The sequence below is a fragment of the Sulfuriflexus sp. genome, from assembly GCF_032250955.1.
Lineage (GTDB): Bacteria > Pseudomonadota > Gammaproteobacteria > AKS1 > AKS1 > Sulfuriflexus.
The window spans coordinates 1-18,415 of sequence record NZ_JAVVES010000016.1 but is presented as its reverse complement, the minus strand read 5'-3'; the positions used below and the strand labels follow the sequence as shown (position 1 = coordinate 18,415).

General features: G+C 54.7%; 10 protein-coding genes. 7 read left to right on the top strand and 3 right to left on the bottom strand.

Features of this window, described 5'->3' with window-relative positions; genetic code table 11:
- Window position 1: 1 nt before the first annotated feature.
- Complete coding sequence (locus RQ738_RS04485) at window positions 2–2,122, bottom strand: methyl-accepting chemotaxis protein (RefSeq protein ID WP_314162388.1); 2,121 nt, start codon at window positions 2,120–2,122, stop codon at window positions 2–4.
- Between the two features lie 144 nt (window positions 2,123–2,266).
- Window positions 2,267–4,825, bottom strand: coding sequence for a DNA mismatch repair protein MutS (gene mutS, locus RQ738_RS04480; protein ID WP_314162387.1), 2,559 nt, complete (start codon window positions 4,823–4,825; stop codon window positions 2,267–2,269).
- 336 nt (window positions 4,826–5,161) lie between these two features.
- On the opposite strand from mutS, the gene RQ738_RS04475 reads away from it, so the two are divergent.
- From RQ738_RS04475 to RQ738_RS04460, 4 genes are all read left to right on the top strand, one after another.
- Window positions 5,162–8,725, top strand: a complete 3,564-nt coding sequence (locus tag RQ738_RS04475; RefSeq protein WP_314162386.1) for a response regulator — start codon at window positions 5,162–5,164, stop codon at window positions 8,723–8,725.
- Between the two features lie 256 nt (window positions 8,726–8,981).
- The gene (locus tag RQ738_RS04470; RefSeq protein WP_314162385.1) at window positions 8,982–9,506 is read left to right on the top strand and encodes a CinA family protein; all 525 of its coding nucleotides are present in this window, start codon (window positions 8,982–8,984) and stop codon (window positions 9,504–9,506) included.
- Window positions 9,493–10,032, top strand: coding sequence for an RNA 2',3'-cyclic phosphodiesterase (gene thpR / locus RQ738_RS04465; protein ID WP_314162384.1), 540 nt, complete (start codon window positions 9,493–9,495; stop codon window positions 10,030–10,032). The genes RQ738_RS04470 and thpR overlap by 14 nt, the downstream gene beginning before the upstream one ends.
- Window positions 10,033–10,258: 226 nt before the next feature.
- Window positions 10,259–12,736, top strand: coding sequence for an EAL domain-containing protein (locus RQ738_RS04460; RefSeq protein ID WP_314162382.1), 2,478 nt, complete (start codon window positions 10,259–10,261; stop codon window positions 12,734–12,736).
- Between the two features lie 2 nt (window positions 12,737–12,738).
- On the opposite strand, the gene RQ738_RS04455 is transcribed toward RQ738_RS04460, so the two are convergent.
- Window positions 12,739–13,482, bottom strand: coding sequence for an IclR family transcriptional regulator (locus RQ738_RS04455; RefSeq protein ID WP_314162377.1), 744 nt, complete (start codon window positions 13,480–13,482; stop codon window positions 12,739–12,741).
- A 195-nt stretch (window positions 13,483–13,677) separates the two neighbouring features.
- Between RQ738_RS04455 and RQ738_RS04450 the strand changes: the two genes are divergently transcribed.
- From RQ738_RS04450 to RQ738_RS04440, 3 genes are all read left to right on the top strand, one after another.
- Entirely contained in the window at window positions 13,678–15,894 is a 2,217-nt protein-coding gene (locus RQ738_RS04450; protein WP_314162374.1) for a phosphoketolase, read from the top strand.
- Window positions 15,895–15,964: 70 nt separating this feature from the next.
- Entirely contained in the window at window positions 15,965–17,305 is a 1,341-nt protein-coding gene (locus RQ738_RS04445; protein WP_314162369.1) for a four-carbon acid sugar kinase family protein, read from the top strand.
- Window positions 17,306–17,618: 313 nt separating this feature from the next.
- On the top strand, window positions 17,619–18,176 hold the full coding sequence (locus RQ738_RS04440) for a Spy/CpxP family protein refolding chaperone (RefSeq protein ID WP_314162367.1): 558 nt from the start codon (window positions 17,619–17,621) through the stop codon (window positions 18,174–18,176).
- The last annotated feature ends 239 nt before the right edge of the window (window positions 18,177–18,415 follow it).

The window sequence follows — 18,415 nt, the reverse complement described above, 5'->3', positions numbered from 1 at the left end:
ATCAGGCTCTATGTGGACTGGTGTTGAACTTCGACACGCCTTTCTGCAGGTCATGCGCGGCGTTCTTGAGTGTATCGATAGAGGCTGAGGACTGGCGCAGGGACTCGACGGTCTGCTGCGCGGCCTCGTTAAGCTGGACCATGCCCTCGGAGATTTGCTGTGCACCGAGGCTCTGGCTCTGCATGCCTTCATTAACGGTTTCAAAGCGCGGTGTCAGGGTCTGCACATCGTCAATGATACGGGCCAGCTGGCCACTGATCTGCTGTACATCCTGCACGCCGCGGGTCACCTCTTCAGAGAACTTGTCCATACCCATGACCCCGGCACTCACGGCCGACTGCATCTCCTTGACCATCTGCTCGATATCCCAGGTGGCGACAGCCGTCTGGTCGGCAAGTCGGCGGATCTCGGTAGCGACAACGGAGAAGCCCAGTCCGTACTCGCCGGCCTTTTCCGCCTCGATGGCGGCGTTCAGCGAGAGCAGGTTGGTCTGGTCGGCGACCTTGGTGATGGTGGTGACCACGGTATTGATATTGGCGGCCTTCTCACTGAGCACAGCGAGCTTCGAGGTAATCGAGGCGGTGGCCTCGCTCATCAGGCGCATGGTGGACTCCATGCTGGTGAGGGCCTGCTGGCCGTCGGTGGCGGAGTGCGCGGTCTGGTCAGCAACGCCGGCGACCTCGCGCATGGTCGAGGCCAGCTCCCGCGAGGTCGCCGAGATCTCGGTGGCGGTGGCCATGATTTGCTGCGTGGCGGCGGCCTGTTCGGTGACCGTGGCCTGCTGCTGGTTGGCGGTGGCCGCGATCTCGGTGGCGGAACTGGTGACCTGGATGCCGGCCTGCTGCACCTGTGACACCAGCTGGTTGAGACTGTTGATCATGTTTCCAATACCGCGGGCAAGCTGATCGATTTCATCTGTGCCGCTAAAGACCATCATCTCGGCACTCAGATCGCCGTCGCTGACTTTCTGCACAACTTCGAGCAGGATATTGATCCGTTCCTCAAGATCCTCCTTGCCCTCACGTTCATGATTAATGACCTCGGCCATGTTGTCGGCCATGTCATTGAATGCCGAACTAAGCCGGCCAATCTCATCCATGCGCGAGATGCTTGCACGGGCATCAATGTCACCCGCATGCAGATTGCGTACAGTAGCAAGCAGATTTACCATGGGATGGAAAGACCGCCGGATATAAATCAGGAGAAAGGCGGCTGTCACAAGAATGCCCAATGCGATTAACGAATAGGCCAGCCATTGCGCATTCTGGTTAGCCATATATTGTGTTGTAGTATCACGTGCGACGATAAGGTTTCCGAGCCTCACATTGTCGGCAGTGAATAACGGACTCAATGAAACGGTATATACCTTGTCTGCGGCATGAAGGTACTGAATGGATTTTGTATCGAGGTTTTTAAATTTTTCATTAAAGGCATTATAGAGTTCTTTATTCGAGGTGTACTGTGGTTCCCCGTCCGCTCTGATGACAAAGGCCTCAAGCAGATTGGATGGATCTGTTCTTTTCGCATCGTCACGGTCTTTATTGATCAAGGCTTCTACAGCTGGCCGCAGGCTCTGGATGAAGACCCCGCTACCGATCAGTTCACCATTGGTAAAAAGCGGGAAACTGGTAATCGTGTTGATATCACCATTCGCATCTGTACCAATGTCACTGACTACCTTGCTTGAGGCCAGGGTCTGGGCAATAACGGCCATGCGGCTCTTGCCTGCATACTCAATGCCATCGGTTCGGTAAACCACTTCGGCATGCTTGTTGGTAATTTGCATGTGTTGCAGAATTTCACTGGCCAGCAGGTTGTTGTATAGATTATCGGCGCGTTCCTGCAACTGCGCCTTATCATTTTCAACAAGGGCCTTGCTGATAAAACGCTCCCGGCGCAGGCTGGCCATGCCCAGGGCGTTCTGCTCGAACTGATCCTTTAGAATGCGCTGCCAGAGCATGTTTTGCGTTTGCAGCTGGGCGTGGTTAAAACGCACCTCTGCAGCCCGGTAGGTCAGCCGGTCAGCGATGGCCATTGTCACGGCCACCAGCAGCATGCCGAGAAGGGCGATGAGGGTAATCCGTTTTTGCAGGGACAAGGTGGTTAAGGATTGAATATTCAAGCTGTTTCCTAATATAAAGGTCGCCGGGCTGGTTGATTTATACTTATTTAGTAGTTGACTGCTAATTTCTATCGGCAGCGGGATGAGTAACTTAAATATAGATCAAGGGGATATTGCTGCCACTGAAAGGGCTTTATTAACGGCTTATTGTTCGCTTTCGAGCTGTTGTTGCAGCTGGTAGAGGGCATCGAGGGCCTGTTTCGGAGTCATTTCATCCGGTTGCAGACCGGCCAGTGCCTCGCGGACAGGGTCAGCGGCTTGCGCTGTTGCGGTTGAGGGGATCGGCTTGGCGGGGGAATTTTCCAGCCGGTTCAGGTGTAGTTGGGCCTGCGCAAGGACGTCTCGGGGTAGCCCGGCGAGGGCAGCTACCTGCAGGCCGTAGCTGCGGCTGGCCGGCCCTTCCTTGAGTTCATGAAGAAAAACAATACCCTGGTCATGCTCGGCGGCATCAAAATGCACATTGGCAAGGCCGTGGTGCGCCTCGGGCAGCCGGGTCAGTTCGAAGTAATGTGTCGCAAACAGGGTAAAGGGGCCGTCGGCCTCACCCAGTTTCTCGGCACAGGCCCAGGCCAGCGCCAGGCCATCATAGGTGCTGGTGCCGCGGCCAATCTCATCCATGAGCACGAGGCTTTGGGCGCTGGCGTTATGCAGGATGTTGGCGGTCTCGGTCATCTCGACCATGAAGGTCGAGCGCCCGCCAGCCAGGTCATCCGAGGCACCAATGCGGGTGAAAATGCGGTCTATGGGGCCGATTGTCGCTGAAACTGCCGGGATATGGCTACCAATGTGGGCGAGAATAACGAGCAGGGCCACCTGGCGCATATAGGTTGATTTGCCGCCCATATTCGGTCCGGTCACGATCAACATCCGCCGCTCACGGTCCAGTCGGGTATCGTTGGCGATAAACGGGCCATCCTGGGCCTGTTCGACCACGATGTGCCGCCCGGCCCGGATATCAATGCCAGCCGTTTGGCTTAGTTTCGGCGCAATAAACTGCATGTTCTCAGCACGTTCGGCGAGATTCTGCAGCACATCCAGTTCGGCGACGGCCCCTGCGGTAGCCTGCAGACCGGCGAGATCTGCGGCAATATCCTCGAGAAGCGCGGCGTACAGGGCCTTTTCCCGAGCCAGGGCGCGTTCGTGGCTACTCAGGACCTTGTCTTCAAATGCCTTCAATTCCGGCAGGATGAAGCGCTCGGCGGCCTTGAGGGTCTGGCGGCGTACGTACTCGGGCGGGATGCGGTCGGTATTTTGCGCCTTGCCGATCTCGATATAGTAACCATGCACGCGGTTGTATCCGACCTTGAGGGTGGCGATGCCGGTGCGTTTGCGTTCACGTTGCTCGAGGTCGAGCAGGTACTGATCAGCATCCCGGCTCAGGGCACGCAGTTCATCGAGTTCGGTGTCATAGCCCTCGGCGATGACCCCGCCATCACGCAAGACCACGGGTGGCATGTCGATGATCGCCGCCTCGAGTTGCTGGTAGAGGACGGGCTGCGGGTCAATGTGTCGATTCAGTTCGGCCAGCAGGTCGCTCTTCTGCCTGAATACTTCGAGCTGTTGTTTCAGCGTCGGCAACAGGCCGAGGCTGTCCCGCAAGGCCGACAGGTCGCGGGGCCGGGCCGAACGCAGGGCGATGCGCGCAAGGATGCGTTGCATGTCAGCGAAGCCACGCAGGGTCTCGGCGCAGGCTTGCCAGTCATGGTTTTCACGCAGGCGTGTGATCGCGGCATACCGGCCATTGAGGAGCGCGTGATCGCGCACGGGCCGGTTCAACCAGCGTTGCAACAGCCGGGAACCCATCGCCGTGGCGGTCTGGTCCATGACCGCGCGCAGGGTGTGTTCCAGACCACCGGAAAGATTCGTGTCTATCTCCAGGTTTCGGCGTGTGGCGGCGTCGAGCACGATACTGTCGGCGGGAGCCTCGATGTGCAGGGCATTGATATGGGGCAGGGTCGTGCGCTGGGTCTCCTGCGTGTATTGCAACAGCGCGCCGGCGGCGCAAATGGCCAGTTTCAGTTCCTCACAGCCGAAGCCGTGCAGGTCCCGGGTGGCGAATTGCTCGCAGAGGCGATGCTGCGCGGCCTGGTATTCGAAATACCACGGGGCCAGTTCACGCTGGCAGGTAAGCGCCAGCGGCAACGGCGCGTTTTCGGTCACCAGGCACTCCACTGGTTGCAGGCGCTGCAATTCGCTGGCCAGGGCGGTGGCTGAGTCGACCTCTACCACGCAAAACCGGCCGCTGCCTATATCCAGTGTCGCCAGGCCAAAACCATTTTCGTGTTGATGCACGGCGGCGAGCAGGTTATCGCGGCGCTCGTCGAGCAGGGCCTCATCAGTGACCGTGCCGGGGGTGATGATGCGTACCACCTTGCGCTCGACCGGGCCTTTCGAGGTTGCCGGGTCACCGATCTGTTCACAGATGGCCACGCTCTCGCCGAGTTTAAGCAGGCGGGCGAGGTATCCCTCTACGGCATGATAGGGCACACCGGCCATGGGGATCGGCTCACCCGCCGACTGGCCGCGCCGGGTCAGGGTGATGTCGAGCAGTTTGGCCGCATAACGGGCATCATCGAAAAACAGCTCGTAAAAATCGCCCATGCGATAGAACAGCAGCGTATCCGGGTAATCGGCCTTGATGCGCAGGAACTGCTGCATCATCGGCGTGTGTGGGGCTGATTTTTTCTGCACTGCGTCTGACATATTTATCGATTAATTATCGTTATTCAGTATTTTTCAGGCTAAAGACTGAATTAAATTGTGGTTGATGTGTCTACTTTATCAAGAACCAGTAAAGAAAGAGCAAAAATGGGCCAGATTCCTTCACGGAGCGGCAAGATTTCAGGCCGAGAAAACTATAGCTTAATTAAGCTGAAAATACCTTTCTGTTCGTGGCAAATCGTTTCCCGAACCCCGAAGCCAGCGCGGCTATTATTTCATCGGCTGCACTTTTCCAGCATGGTTATACCTTAAACGCTAATTATTTAAATAAAGAAGCAAGAACAAGAGTTATTAACGCGCATATCCGAGGACCATCCTATGACAGAATCTGTATCCGAAGTACTTGCCAAGCTTCGCTGGCAGTTCATCGAGCAGCTTCCTCTCCGGCTGGAGGCTATTCGCGGCCACTGTCAGTCTCTCGAAACGGCAAGCTGGCAAGAGGAAGAGGCCCGAACACTACATCGTCTTGTACATGGCCTGATTGGCTCGGCCGATACGCACGGCCTGCATTCATTATCCAGAGCGGCACGGAATATGGAAGTCCTGTTATCGACTGTCTCTCAAACCGGCACAGCTCTTACTGCGGCGCAGTGGCGGGGCGTGAATGCGGCATTTGTGCGAATCGATGCCCTGGTGCGGGTTGCGCAGAACAGTAACGTTGCCAATCTGACAGCCCCCGAATTAGTCACACAGACTAATCAGTCACCCTTGATTCACCTGGTGGAAGAGGATGCAGAGCAGGCGATATTGCTGAGGCATGCCTTGCAGGATGAGGGTTACCGGGTCGAGGCGTTCACCTCCGCAGCTGCCTTTCGCACGGCTTTTTTACGTAACGATAGTGAGCGTCCGGTCGTTGTTTTGATGGACCTGGTCTTTCCAGAGGGTGAAGATGCCGGCATCGAATTGATAACCGAACTTAACCTGGGCAAGAACGGGATCCCGGTGGTGGTTATTTCGGTGCGTGATGACCTGCTATCCAGGCTGAAGGCGTTTCGAGCGGGGGCTTGCCGCTATATCACCAAGCCGTACGAGACAAGCCGGGTGCTTGATGTACTCGAAGTTGTATCGGGACGCCAGCCGGGACAACCTTATCGCGTACTGTTGGTGGACGATGACCCGCAATTGCTGGAAGTCGAGTCCGCCATCCTGCGTAGTGCCGGCATGAACGTTTATGCCCTGTCGGAACCACTGAAGACCCTGGAGGCTGTTGAAGAATTTTCGCCTGACGTGATTCTGATGGATGTTTATATGCCGGATGCCAGCGGCCTGGAACTGGCAGCAGTTCTGCGTGAGCAGGATGTACAACTGCAGACACCGATTATTTTCCTCTCGGCCGAGACGGACATGTCCCAGCAATTGTTGGCGCTTAACCTGGGTGGGGATGATTTTCTCGTCAAGCCCGTTCAAGCGGAGCATTTGATTTCCGCTGTTACTGCCCGGGTCCGGCGTGCGCGTCAGAATAAGGTGATACAGCATCGCCTGAAGAACAGCCTCTATGAGCGCGAACGTGAGCATCGGTCGGTCAATCGGCACGCGGTTGTCAGTGTTACTGATGCCAGTGGCGATATCATCCAGGTTAATGATAAATTTTGTGAGATCAGTGGTTACCAGCGTAATGAAATACTCGGGCAAAACCACCGTCTGATCAAATCCGATATTCATCCGTCCGAATTTTTTCGTGACTTATGGCTTACCGTATCTGAGGGCAGGACCTGGCAGGGTGATGTCTGTAACCGACGCAAGGATGGCAGTCTGTACTGGGTGGCTTCGACGATTACCCCGTTTATGGGGGCTGATGGCAAGCCCTATCAATATGTATCTATCCGTACCGAGATCACCGATGTCAAGGAACACGAGGCGGCGTTGCAGGTCATGGTGGAAAGCACGGCACCGGTAACCGGCCAGGTATTCTTTGCAAAAGTGGCTGAGGGTCTGGCGCGGGCCTGCCGTGTGCGTATCGGTTTTATTGTCGAGCATGATCAGCACGATGCTTCCCGGTTCCGGACCATGGCATTCTGGGATACGGATAAAAATATCGAAAACTTCAGTTACGCGATTAAAGGCAGCGCTTGTGAACGCCTGCTGGATGGCACGATAACAAGCTTTGCCGATAATGTGGCGGCACGCTTTCCTGAAGATACCTGGTTGGCTGAAAAGGGTATTGAAAGCTTTATTGGCGTCCCGTTGCATTCGCAAGAGGGGATCCTTGGCTATGTGGTGATCATGGATGATGAACCTCTTGTCGATGCGAGCAGGCGAATCGCCGTGTTGCAGATTTTTGCCAGCCGCATTGTTGCGGAACTCGAGCGGCGTCGGGTCGAGCAGGCAATGGCACATCACAAGGAGCGGCTGCGCCGCGGTCAGATGTTTGCCAACATCGGCACCTGGGAATGGAATATTCAGACCGGTGAGTTGTATTGGTCGGAGCGTATTGCGCCGCTGTTCGGCTATGTAGAGGGTGATGTGGAAACCACCTATGATAATTTCCTGGCGGCAGTACATCCTGATGATCGCGAGGCGGTGGTAAATGCTATCAATGCCTGCATTGAACAGGATATTCCTTACGAGATCGAGCACCGCGTGCAGTGGCAGGACGGAACCGTACGCTGGTTACTGGAACGCGGTGATGTGGTTCGCGATGATAAAGGCAAGCCCCTGCAGATGCTGGGCGTGGTGCAAGACATCGATGACCGGAAACGTGCCGAACTGGCACTTGCTGATGCTCGTGACGAAGCTGAACGCGCTAACCAGGCGAAGTCAGAATTCCTTTCCAGTATGAGCCATGAGTTACGCACACCTATGAATGCGATTATCGGTTTCAGCCAATTGCTCGAATATGAAGAAAACCTGGCTGAAGAGCACAAGGTTGATGTACGTGAGATACGCAAGGCCGGGGACCATCTGCTGAACCTGATTAATGAGATACTGGACCTGGCCAAAGTCGAGTCGGGTCATATTAACCTGTTACTGGAACAGATAGAGATATGCCCCGTTGTTGAGGAATGCCTGAGTTTCGTAACCCCCCTGGCCAGCAAACGCGCTATTCACCTCAGTCATCACGGGCTGGCCGGTGTGGTGGTACGCGCAGATCGCACTCGCCTCAGGCAGGCACTGTTGAACCTGTTATCTAATGCCGTCAAGTATAATCGCGAAGGAGGGAGTGTTGAGCTGAAAATCCAGGCGAGTGATGAGCATTATTTGTGTATCGGCGTAAGTGATACAGGCCCCGGTATCCCCGCAGAGCGCATCAATGAATTATTCCAGCCATTTAATCGTCTCGATGCCGAAAATAGCAAGATCGAAGGCACCGGCATCGGCCTGACGCTGACCCGGCGTATTATCGAGATGATGGGGGGGCGTGTGGTCGTCGAGAGTGAAATGGGTGTTGGCAGCACATTCTGGATCGAGCTGCCCATCGAATCGATAGTGCCATCCATGCACTCTACCACTCGGGGCGAAGACGCCGGTGCAGGCGATGGCCTTGTAGATGAAAATACCGATGCCTGGCACTACACGATTCTTTATATCGAGGACAACCCGGTTAACCTCAAGCTCGTGACCCAGATACTCGGTCGGCGTAAGTATATTCACTTGTCCACGGCGCATACGCCGGGCCTGGGTATCGAGCTGGCTACAGCGAGGCAGCCCGATCTGATCCTGCTGGATATTAATTTGCCGGGTATGGACGGTTACCAGGTGATGGAGGTACTCAAGGCAGAACCTGACCTTAAGAATATTCCGGTAATTGCTCTTACGGCCCGTGCCATGTCCCGTGATATCGAGCGTGGCAAGGCCGCCGGTTTCAGGGAATATCTCACCAAGCCAATAAATGTGGCGGAATTTCTGGGGGTTGTTGATGCTTACCTGCCGCCGGGCGAATAATCCGAGACCGATATCGAATGCCGGAAACCTGGAAAAATAAATGCATCCTCATTGTTGAATATGAAGCGGTAAATCTCAGGCTGCTGGGGAATATAAAACATGCTCAGGATAACCACAGGATCCGGCGTGAGTTTCAGACCATGCGACACCATGAGCCTGACAGAATCTGCCGATCAACCACGCACTGACGGGGATGATTTATAACTCGTAGTCTCTGGGGTCTGGTTTTTCGTATCCAGTGTGCGACACTAAGTAAATGGATAAATCTCTCTATTCGCTGGCCGAGCGCGTCGGCCAGGCACTTAACGGCCAGGGCATCGTCATGGCCACGGCTGAGTCATGCACCGGTGGCTGGGTCGCCAAGTGCATGACCGATGTGCCGGGCAGTTCAGCCTGGTTTGACTGTGGCTTTACCGTCTATAACCGCGATGCCAAGCAGCAGATACTCGGCGTGCCGGCCGCGGTCATCGACGTTAACGGCGAGGTCAGCGAGGCCACTGTCGAGGCCATGGCTGAAGGTGCCATTGCCCAGAGCCGTGCCGCGATTACGGTGGCGATCAGCGGCATCGCCGGTCCCAGTGGCGGCACCAGGGAGAAGCCGGTGGGCACGGTCTGTTTTGCCTGGTGTCTCGCCGACCGTGTCGCCGGGGTCATGCATAACAGCCGCACCATCAGTTGCCGTGAGTTGTTCAGTGGTGATCGCGAGGCCGTGCGCCGGCAGGCCGTTGAGAAAGGTCTGCAAGGGGTACTCGACATTCTCCAGGACCATGCCAGCGCCTGAAGCGGATACAGCGCAACACAGGCAGCGCCTGTTCTTTGCCCTCTGGCCGGATGATGCCGTGCGCAGTGCCTGTGCCAATGTGCTCCACCAGGCCCGGAAAAACCACGAGGGCAAGGCGGTGCATCTCGACAACCTGCACCTCACGCTGGCCTTTCTCGGTGAGGTCAGTGACGCGCAGCGCGCCTGTGCAGAACACGTGGCCGCTTCCCTTTCCGTGCTACCGTTTACCTTACGTTTTGATCACCTCGGCTGGTTCAAGCGGCCGAAGGTCTTATGGCTCGGGGCGAGTGAAACTCCCGCTGCCCTGGGGCAACTGGTCATGAACCTTAACCAGGGGCTGCGTGACTGCGATATCCTTCTGGATGAACGACCGTTTGCAGCGCACCTGTCCCTGATGCGCAAGGTGAGAACGTTTTACGACATGGCGGTCGAACCGATTGACTGGCGGGTGGACCGGTTCTGCCTCATCGAATCGCTTACCGTTCCGGAAGGAGTGGTTTATAAAGTGCTAAAGACATGGCCATAGCATTATGCAGCGACGTATATCCCGGATAGATTAAATTTATGCAAGTATGGACTATCGTTGTACAAACTTTCCGCTAACGGCTTGTAGCAGGGGTAAATACTCTGAGAAAGTTGTTCCTGGCATGACCACATTATCTGCTGTTGACTGCACAGGGAGAGCAATGGCGTGATCTTTCGCTATTTCTGGCTATACTGTTTGAAGTAGTCGGGGTGGGTGATTGATATAGATGTCTGAATTGCAGAGTAACATGGCGATCGCGGTGGACAGCACCAGTCAGGTGAGTGTCGTCGATCGCATACAGGCGGCTTTTGCCAGCTGGAGCAGCTGGGTGGCGCCGTTACTGTTATCAATCCTTCTAATCATCATCAGTGATTACAACTTCCTGCTCTTCCATACCCTGGCAGAGCTGTTTGCCGTCATGGTGGCTATCCTGCTCTCGGTGGTCGCCTGGCATACCTATAAATTTTCCCGCAACCATTACCTGATGTTACTGGGTGCCGGTTATTTCTGGATCGGCATTCTTGACCTGCTGCACACATTCACTTTCAAGGGTCTGCAGATATTTCCGACTGATAGCCCGGATACGGGTATTCAGTTCTGGATTATTTCCCGCTTTCTGGAGGCGAGCCTGTTGCTCATAGCGCCCTTTTTCCTGACCCGTCGCGTTAACCGGCTGGCTGCCATCAGTTTTTTCAGCAGTGGTGTGATACTTGGCATCATCCTCGTCTTCGGTGGCTATTTTCCGGTTACCTATGTCGATGGCATCGGCCTGACGACGTTCAAGATCGCGAGTGAATATGTCATTATCTTCATGCTGCTGTTGTCACTATTGATTCTCAGTAATAAACAGACGCTCATAGAACGACGCGTTTTTCTCCTGATAGTATGGTCAGTCATGCTGACAATCGCCGCAGAACTCTGCTTCACGCTCTATATATCTATATATGGCGGGGCGATGGTGGCCGGTCATTTGTTCAAGCTGCTGTCCTTCTGGCTAATCTTCCTGGCCGTGGTTAAAACAACCCTGAGTGAACCCTTCGAGGTCATGGCACGCACATCGGGTACTTATGATGCTGTGCCCATGCCAACGGTGGTTGTAAACCGAAAGGGTGTCATCCAGCAGGTCAATCGCGCGGCTTGTCAGGCTGTTAATACCCGCCCCGAGCTTGTTCTTGAGCATGGTGTGCATGCATTATTTCATTCCCGAGAGGCCGACGAGTCTGATTGTGTTATCTGTAGACATATCCGGGCAGGTGAGTCGCTGAGTGAATATGAGCTGCTCAAGCATGACAATGAATGGTTTGAATATACCCTGTCACCTTTTAGTGGAGAGAGTAACAGTGATCTTATTGTACATGTTGCCAATAATATCTCCGCGCGCAAGCATGCTGAAAATGCCCTGATACGCCAGGCCTCGTATGATCAACTCACCGGCTTGCCTAACAGGGTACTGGCGACGGACAGGTTACAACAGGCATTAAGGCATGCCATGCGGGCAAATCGTTTCGCCGCGTTAATGTTTATTGATGTAGATAATTTCAAGACCATTAATGACACACTTGGTCACATGGTAGGGGACAAGCTGTTAAGCGAAGTGGCCAAGATTCTGGAAAACCCCGTCCGTAGCGGTGACACGGTGGCGCGTTGGGGTGGTGACGAGTTTCTTATTGTTCTCGATGATCTGCGTGAACCATTTGATGCCGGCCATATCGCCGAGAAATTGTTGTATGGGCTTACGCAGCAGATATGGATCAATGACCGGGAGTTTCACGTCACGGCCAGTATTGGTATTGCCACATATCCCTATGACGGGACAACGGTTGCTGAACTGCTCAGTAATGCGGATGCTGCCATGTATCGCGCCAAAGACAGCGGCAAAAATACCTATAGTTTCTATACCTCGGATATCAACCGACAGGCCAGCGAGCGCCTTGAAATGGAAGAGCAGCTGCGACAGGCGATCGTTAACGATGAACTCTTCCTTGTCTATCAACCGCAGGTTGATGTGGAAAGGCGTGAGGTAGTCGGGGTGGAGGCGTTGATCCGCTGGGATAACAAAAAACTGGGTATGGTCTCGCCGGTCAGGTTTATTCCTGTCGCCGAGGAGACCGGCCTGATTTATGATATTGGTGGATGGATTCTCTATATGGCCTGTCAGGATCTGGCGGCCTGGAATAGTGCGGGGCATACAGACTTGCGTATGTCTATCAATATATCATCTCGACAGCTCAAGCATACAGGCTTCTTCAAGCTACTCAATGAAACAATAGAGCGCCATGCCATTAATCCGACAAACATTGAGCTTGAAATCACCGAAAGCATTTTGCTGGAGGGCAGCAAGGAAACTCGTGGCCTGCTGGGCGAGATACGTGATCTTGGCATGGGGCTGTCGCTCGACGATTTTGGTACGGGTTACTCGTCGTTGAGTTATCTTAAAAAATTCCCCTTCACTGAGATCAAGATCGACCGTCAATTCGTGCGTGATGTGCCGGGCGACAGTAATGATGTAGCGCTCTGTCGGGCGATGATTGCCATGGCTGATAGCCTTAACCTTTCCATTGTCGGCGAGGGCGTTGAAACCCTCGAGCAACTGCAATTCCTTCGTGACAATGGCGTGAGGGTTGTGCAGGGATATTATTACAGCAAACCTTTACGGAAAGCAGACTTCCGGCAGTTTCTTGCCGACTTTAACCACATTGCCTGAAGTTACAACCTTGCAGATATTTTTTTGGCGGCTTGTTCCAGCACAGCGGCCCATTCATCTTTACGCCGTTCAATGGGCGCGGAGATGGACAGGCCGGCGACAACATTGCCGGCATGATCATGTATCAATACGCCGATACAGCCCACGCCAATTTCCGCCTCTTCATTATCATAGGCAAAGCCCCTTGCGGCCGATTCATGGACACTTTTATTCAGGTCGTTCAAGGTTGCAAGAGTATGCCCGGTATAGGCCCGCAGACCCGTGCGCTCAGCATATGCACGGATAAATTCATCACCGAGTTCGGCAAGCATGAGCTTGCCAACGGCGGTTACATGCAAGGGCGCGCGACTGCCGATAACCTGTTCAACACGCATCATGCGGTTAGAGGTGGCCCGTTCGACATAAATGACTTCATCACCTTCACGCACGGTCAGGTTAATGGTCTCGCCGATTTCATCGCGCAGGTCTTCCATGATACTGCGGGCCTCGTCGCGGACATCAACGCCGCGTTCGATGCTATTCGCCAGGTGGCCTATCTTGCGACCAATATAGTAGTAACCCGCGCTGTCTCGCTGCACGAAACCGACTTCGGCCAATGAGCCAAGTATGCGAAACGCGGTCGACGGGTGCAGGCCGGTTTCAGCGGAAAGAATCTTCAGGCTGGCCGGCGCTTGACTGCTGGCAATCGCCTCCAGCAGGCGAGCTGCGCGGTCAATTACTTGTATTTTTACGGTGGCTTTTTCCATGTTTCACATTATGAAAACGATTGTGTATTGCGAAATTATAGATTAGCGGATATTGTCCATGCAAGTCGATTTGAGCGGTGAATTAACCCCCACCGCTTTTTGTTTCACACCAATATTTCACAATGTGAAATTTAGCATAGATTATGAAATCCCGGTTACCTGCAGGCGGGATTCGATACGATGGAGGACGTCGTCATGAGCACCAGTTCCGCTGAAACACTCACCGAGCGACCTGATTTTTGCCAGGGTATTCAACACTATGGCAAGGCCTGGGCCGATTTCGATAAATCCGCGGCCGCGGCGGTTATTGCCGAAGGGCAGTCTGCCATCGCCGGCGTGGATGCGACCGCTGTCTACCAGACGCTGCTGGGCGCGGATGCCCTGCGCTATATCACCCTGCAGGTCTGTGGCTCGAAAGGCTCGGGCCACCCGGGTGGCTTTGCCTCCAGCGCCGAAGCGCATGCCTCCCTGATGATGCTGGGGCATACGAATATTGTGACCGAGGTCGGCCATCATGCGCCGGGATTCTATTCCTCCATGTTCCTCGATAGCTCACTCGAAGCGATGGGCATTTACACGATGGATGACATGATGCAGCGCTTCCGCGAAAAGCATGGCCTGCTGGGGCATTTGTCTGGTGCGATCCCCGGTCTGCTGTCGCCGGCCGGTCCGCTGGGGCAGGGTCAGCATTTCGCGATGGCCGGTGCGTACCTGCACCGGGATAAGTTGTTCCCCGTCACCATCGGTGACGGCGGCATGGGCGAGCCCTATGTTTTGAATGCAATGATGCATTTCAATACCGCCTATCCTGAAGTTACGAATTTCCTGCCGGTCTTGATCTGGAACGGTTATTCGCAGGAGCATCACTCCATGGTCTCATTGCACAATAACGAGCAAATGATTGACTACTGGAAGGGACACAAGTTTGAAGAAGTCATTCTGATCGATGCCAGGGACTTCGATGACAAGGACCAGCAAGGGGCATATGTAGACAGTACTGTTTTCTCGATGGAAAACCGTCTTGCCTTTACCCGCGCTGTCCTCGAAGGCATGGATAAGGCTGCGCAGTCTGCCATGAGTGGCAAGCTGACAGCCTTTATTATCAAGCAGCTGAAAGGTGCCGGTGTACACACGGTTGGCGCCAGGTCACATAACCTGTATCCGACAGACACTCTGGATCAACCGCATATTATTGAAGGCCTGCAGCGCAGGGCATTGCCGGAAGCCGCCTGGAAGATTGTCCGTGACAATTTCATGCGTGCAGGCGGAGGCCCTGCCGGCAAGACCGTGGTTACTGAGTCCGAACTGGACATCACGCCCATGCCTGAACTGAATATGCAGGAATTCGCGATAGGTGAAAAAGCCGTGCCCTCTACCGCCATGGGTGCGCTGGTTGCGCAGCTTGGCCAGGCGGACAAGCGCTTTGTGGTCGCCAACGCCGATGGTAACGAAGCATCAGCGATGAAAAACATCAATGAGGCGTTGAAAATACGTCATCCAACAACAGACCCGTTATACAACCAGGGGCCTGAGGGGCAGGTCTATGAACCATTGAATGAAGATGCCTGTGCCGGTTTTGCCGCCGGGCTGGCCCTGTTTGGTTCGCGCGCACTATGGTTGTCATATGAATCATTTGCCATCAACGGCTGGCCGATTGTGCAGACCGTCACCCAGGCAATGGCGGAATTGCGCCGCAAGACACCTTCCATCGTTACCATGTTCACGGCGGGTGCCCTGGAGCAGGGCCGTAATGGCTGGACGCATCAACGCCCGGAGATCGAAAATTATTTCGCTGCCATGATGCGGAACGGTAACGTCTACCCGTTGTTCCCGTGTGACGCCAATGCCATGCAGGCGGCTTATGAGTATGCGACCAGCAGCTTCAACAAGGGCATGGTCATCATTGCCTCGAAGAGCCCGTTGCCGGTTTATATGAGCATCAGCGATGCCCGCAACGCACTGGAGGAAGGCGCGGCAACGATTTATGAATCCGCATCCGGTGACAAGGGCACGGTTGTCTTCGCTGTTACCGGTGACATGGTCTTCCTGCCGGTCTTTGCCGCCAGGGACAGACTGGAGGCCGGGGGCTACAAGGTCCGCATTGTTGCCATACTTAACCCGCGGCGTTTATACCGGCCAACAGATATTGCATGGGATACCGTATCCCAGCCGGATAACAAGTTCATGCCTGATGATGACTTCAATGCGCTGTTTGATGGCGATGTCCTGCTCGCAGTGAGTGGCGGGCCAAGTGCGCCACTGGAACCGGCATTACTGCGTACCCGTGCCCCGCGACGGGATACCATATGCTGGAAGCGTGGCGAAACCACGGCCTCACCGGCAGAGATCATGGACTTCAACGGTATCTCGCCCGAGCTTATGGTCGAGCGTGTCGAGACCTTGATGAAGTAAACGGTTGTGCCTTGCCTCTCCTGTTTCGGGAGGGGCAAGGGCATTAAAGAAAACTGCAGAGGCAAAGCCAATGGCCAATACCAGAATAATTGTGCTTGATGATGATCCAACCGGCTCACAGACCGTACACGGCTGCCTGTTACTCACACGTTGGGACACGGCCACCCTGAAAGAAGGCCTGCAGGATGCCGCGCCGCTGTTTTTTGTGTTAACCAATACGCGCGGCATGGATGCCAGGGCCGCGGCAGACATTACGTGTGAAGTCTGCATTAACCTCAAAGAAGCGCTGGCGGATCTACAGGCCGCCGGCGAAGCGATTCAGCCGCTGGTCGTTAGTCGTTCAGATTCCACCCTGCGCGGTCACTACCCGGTCGAGACCGATGTGATTGCCGAAGAGCTGGGGCCCTTTGATGCGCACTTCCTGGTGCCGGCCTTTTTCGAGGGTGGACGCATCACGCGTAACAGTATTCACTATCTACTGGTGGACGGTGAACCGGTGCCTGTTCACGAAACCGAGTTTGCGAATGACTCGGTATTCGCTTTCAGGCACAGCTACCTGCCGGACTACGTGGAAGAAAAGACCGGCGGACGCATTCGCGCCGATCAGGTTACGCGTTTCCAGTTGGAAGACGTGCGAGCTGACAGCCTGCCGCGGCTGCTGGCATTGAGCGATAACCAGTGCTGTGTGGTTGATGCCGAAACGCAGGCCGATTTGGATCATTTCTGCCGCCAGCTAATGACCGCCGCCGGCGAAGGTAAGCGGTTCCTGTTCCGGAGCGCGGCGAGTTTGCTCACCGCGCTGGCACAACTGCCTCCGCAGCCTGTCGCGGCAGAGCAGATGCATCGCTACGTGCGTAACGCCAGAGCGGGTGCCGTCATCGTCGGCTCGCATGTCAGGAAAACCACGCAACAGCTTGAGGCATTATTGAAATTGCCCATGGTCGTGGCCATTGAGGTCGATGTCGAGGCGATTACTGACAGGCGGGGAACGCTGTCTCGATCAATAGCGGAAAGGATCAAGGCCGTGCATCAGGCCGGCAAAACAGCCGTCATATTTACCAGCCGGGTGGAAAAGACCTTTGCCACGCAGGCGCAACGACTTGCGTTCGGGTGCCTGGTCTCCGATTTCCTGATGGACATCGTCAGAACCCTGCCCGAAAGCATCGGCTTTTTGATCAGCAAAGGTGGCATCACTTCCAATGACGTGCTGAGCAAGGGACTGGATTTACGCACTTCGCGTGTTCTTGGCCAGATCCTGCCCGGCTGTTCGGTTGTGCGCTGCCCGACAACACATAGTCGCTACCCCGAACTGCCCGTGGTCATCTTCCCGGGAAACGTAGGCGATGACGACGCCCTGGCGAAAGCCTGTGAACGGCTTACCTGCGGCGAAGCAGCAGCGCAGACCGCCTAGTCATCGTTATCCGCCGCACGACCCGGCTATGGTGAAAGAGTACGGTGCTGGTCGGGATCCCGGGCGGTAACGGCTTATCATTCTCAATGCCCACGCCTTGCATCATCCATTCGAACAGCCGATAAAATCCCTTCCTGCTTCAGTAGCAGCCTGCCATTGACAAATATCAAAGACTTATTGGGGGCACCGAGTCCAGTATGAACATCTTGTCGGCAATAGCGCCGGCCCGGTTGTCAGACATATGTTCTATCCCACAATGGGCAGGTATATTTTTTCTACGTGGTTTTCTCATCAAGTACACAGGAGGTGTTACATGAAAACGATCAAGCACACTTTATTACCCAAGTTCATCCTGCTCGGTCTGCTTTGTCTGCCCGTCACCCAGGCCGCTTATGCGCAACAGGGCATGATGTCTGAGCGAGGTGGGATGATGTATGACGATGATAGCCGCAGGATGCGCGGCTATGGCATGGGCATGATGGATGGCTCCGGCATGGGCATGGGTATGGGCATGATGGATGGCTCTGGCATGGGCATGGGGCATATGGGCATGGGGCCATCGCTATGGCAACTGGACCTGAATGACAAGCAGCGCGAACAGGCGTGGCAGATCATGCGCGAGACGCGGGACAAGCAGTGGGAGCTGATGAAAAAAGCGCAAGACAGCGGGGTTGACATGAGCAAGCTGTACAGCAATCCCACCCCGGAGCCTGACAAGGTCGGTAAGGCCTACAGCACTATGACCGACTTGCAGCGGCAAATGCTGGAGAACCATGTTGAGGCCCAAAACCGGATTTACCAGTTATTGAACGAAGAGCAGCGCAAGCAATTGCAGGAAAAACGCAGTTACAACTATCGTGACAATCGTTAAAAGCTGCACCAGCTGCCGGGCGTGATCCAGTGTCTGAAGCATGGATCACGGCCTTTATCCGGAGCAATCTTTGATGCTCGTCAAGTATATTAATTAGTCGAGGTCAAGAATAGCATTCTCCAATTCCAGTAAAACTGTGCTCTTAGCCGTTTATTTTTCATTTCACTGCTGTCCCGTTAACATAAGCCTGACAATCGGTAAGTTTCGGATAAATAGGGTAAACAGGTTGATAGATGCGC

Excerpts from the sequence above, each read along its gene's own strand:
- RQ738_RS04475 (WP_314162386.1), top strand. The coding sequence starts at position 5,162 with ATGACAGAATCTGTATCCGAAGTACTTGCCAAGCTTCGCTGGCAGTTC.
- RQ738_RS04470 (WP_314162385.1), top strand. The coding sequence starts at position 8,982 with ATGGATAAATCTCTCTATTCGCTGGCCGAGCGCGTCGGCCAGGCACTT.
- mutS (WP_314162387.1), bottom strand. The coding sequence starts at position 4,825 with ATGTCAGACGCAGTGCAGAAAAAATCAGCCCCACACACGCCGATGATG.
- RQ738_RS04445 (WP_314162369.1), top strand. The coding sequence starts at position 15,965 with ATGGCCAATACCAGAATAATTGTGCTTGATGATGATCCAACCGGCTCA.
- thpR (WP_314162384.1), top strand. The coding sequence starts at position 9,493 with ATGCCAGCGCCTGAAGCGGATACAGCGCAACACAGGCAGCGCCTGTTC.
- RQ738_RS04450 (WP_314162374.1), top strand. The coding sequence starts at position 13,678 with ATGAGCACCAGTTCCGCTGAAACACTCACCGAGCGACCTGATTTTTGC.
- RQ738_RS04455 (WP_314162377.1), bottom strand. The coding sequence starts at position 13,482 with ATGGAAAAAGCCACCGTAAAAATACAAGTAATTGACCGCGCAGCTCGC.
- RQ738_RS04460 (WP_314162382.1), top strand. The coding sequence starts at position 10,259 with ATGTCTGAATTGCAGAGTAACATGGCGATCGCGGTGGACAGCACCAGT.
- RQ738_RS04440 (WP_314162367.1), top strand. The coding sequence starts at position 17,619 with ATGAAAACGATCAAGCACACTTTATTACCCAAGTTCATCCTGCTCGGT.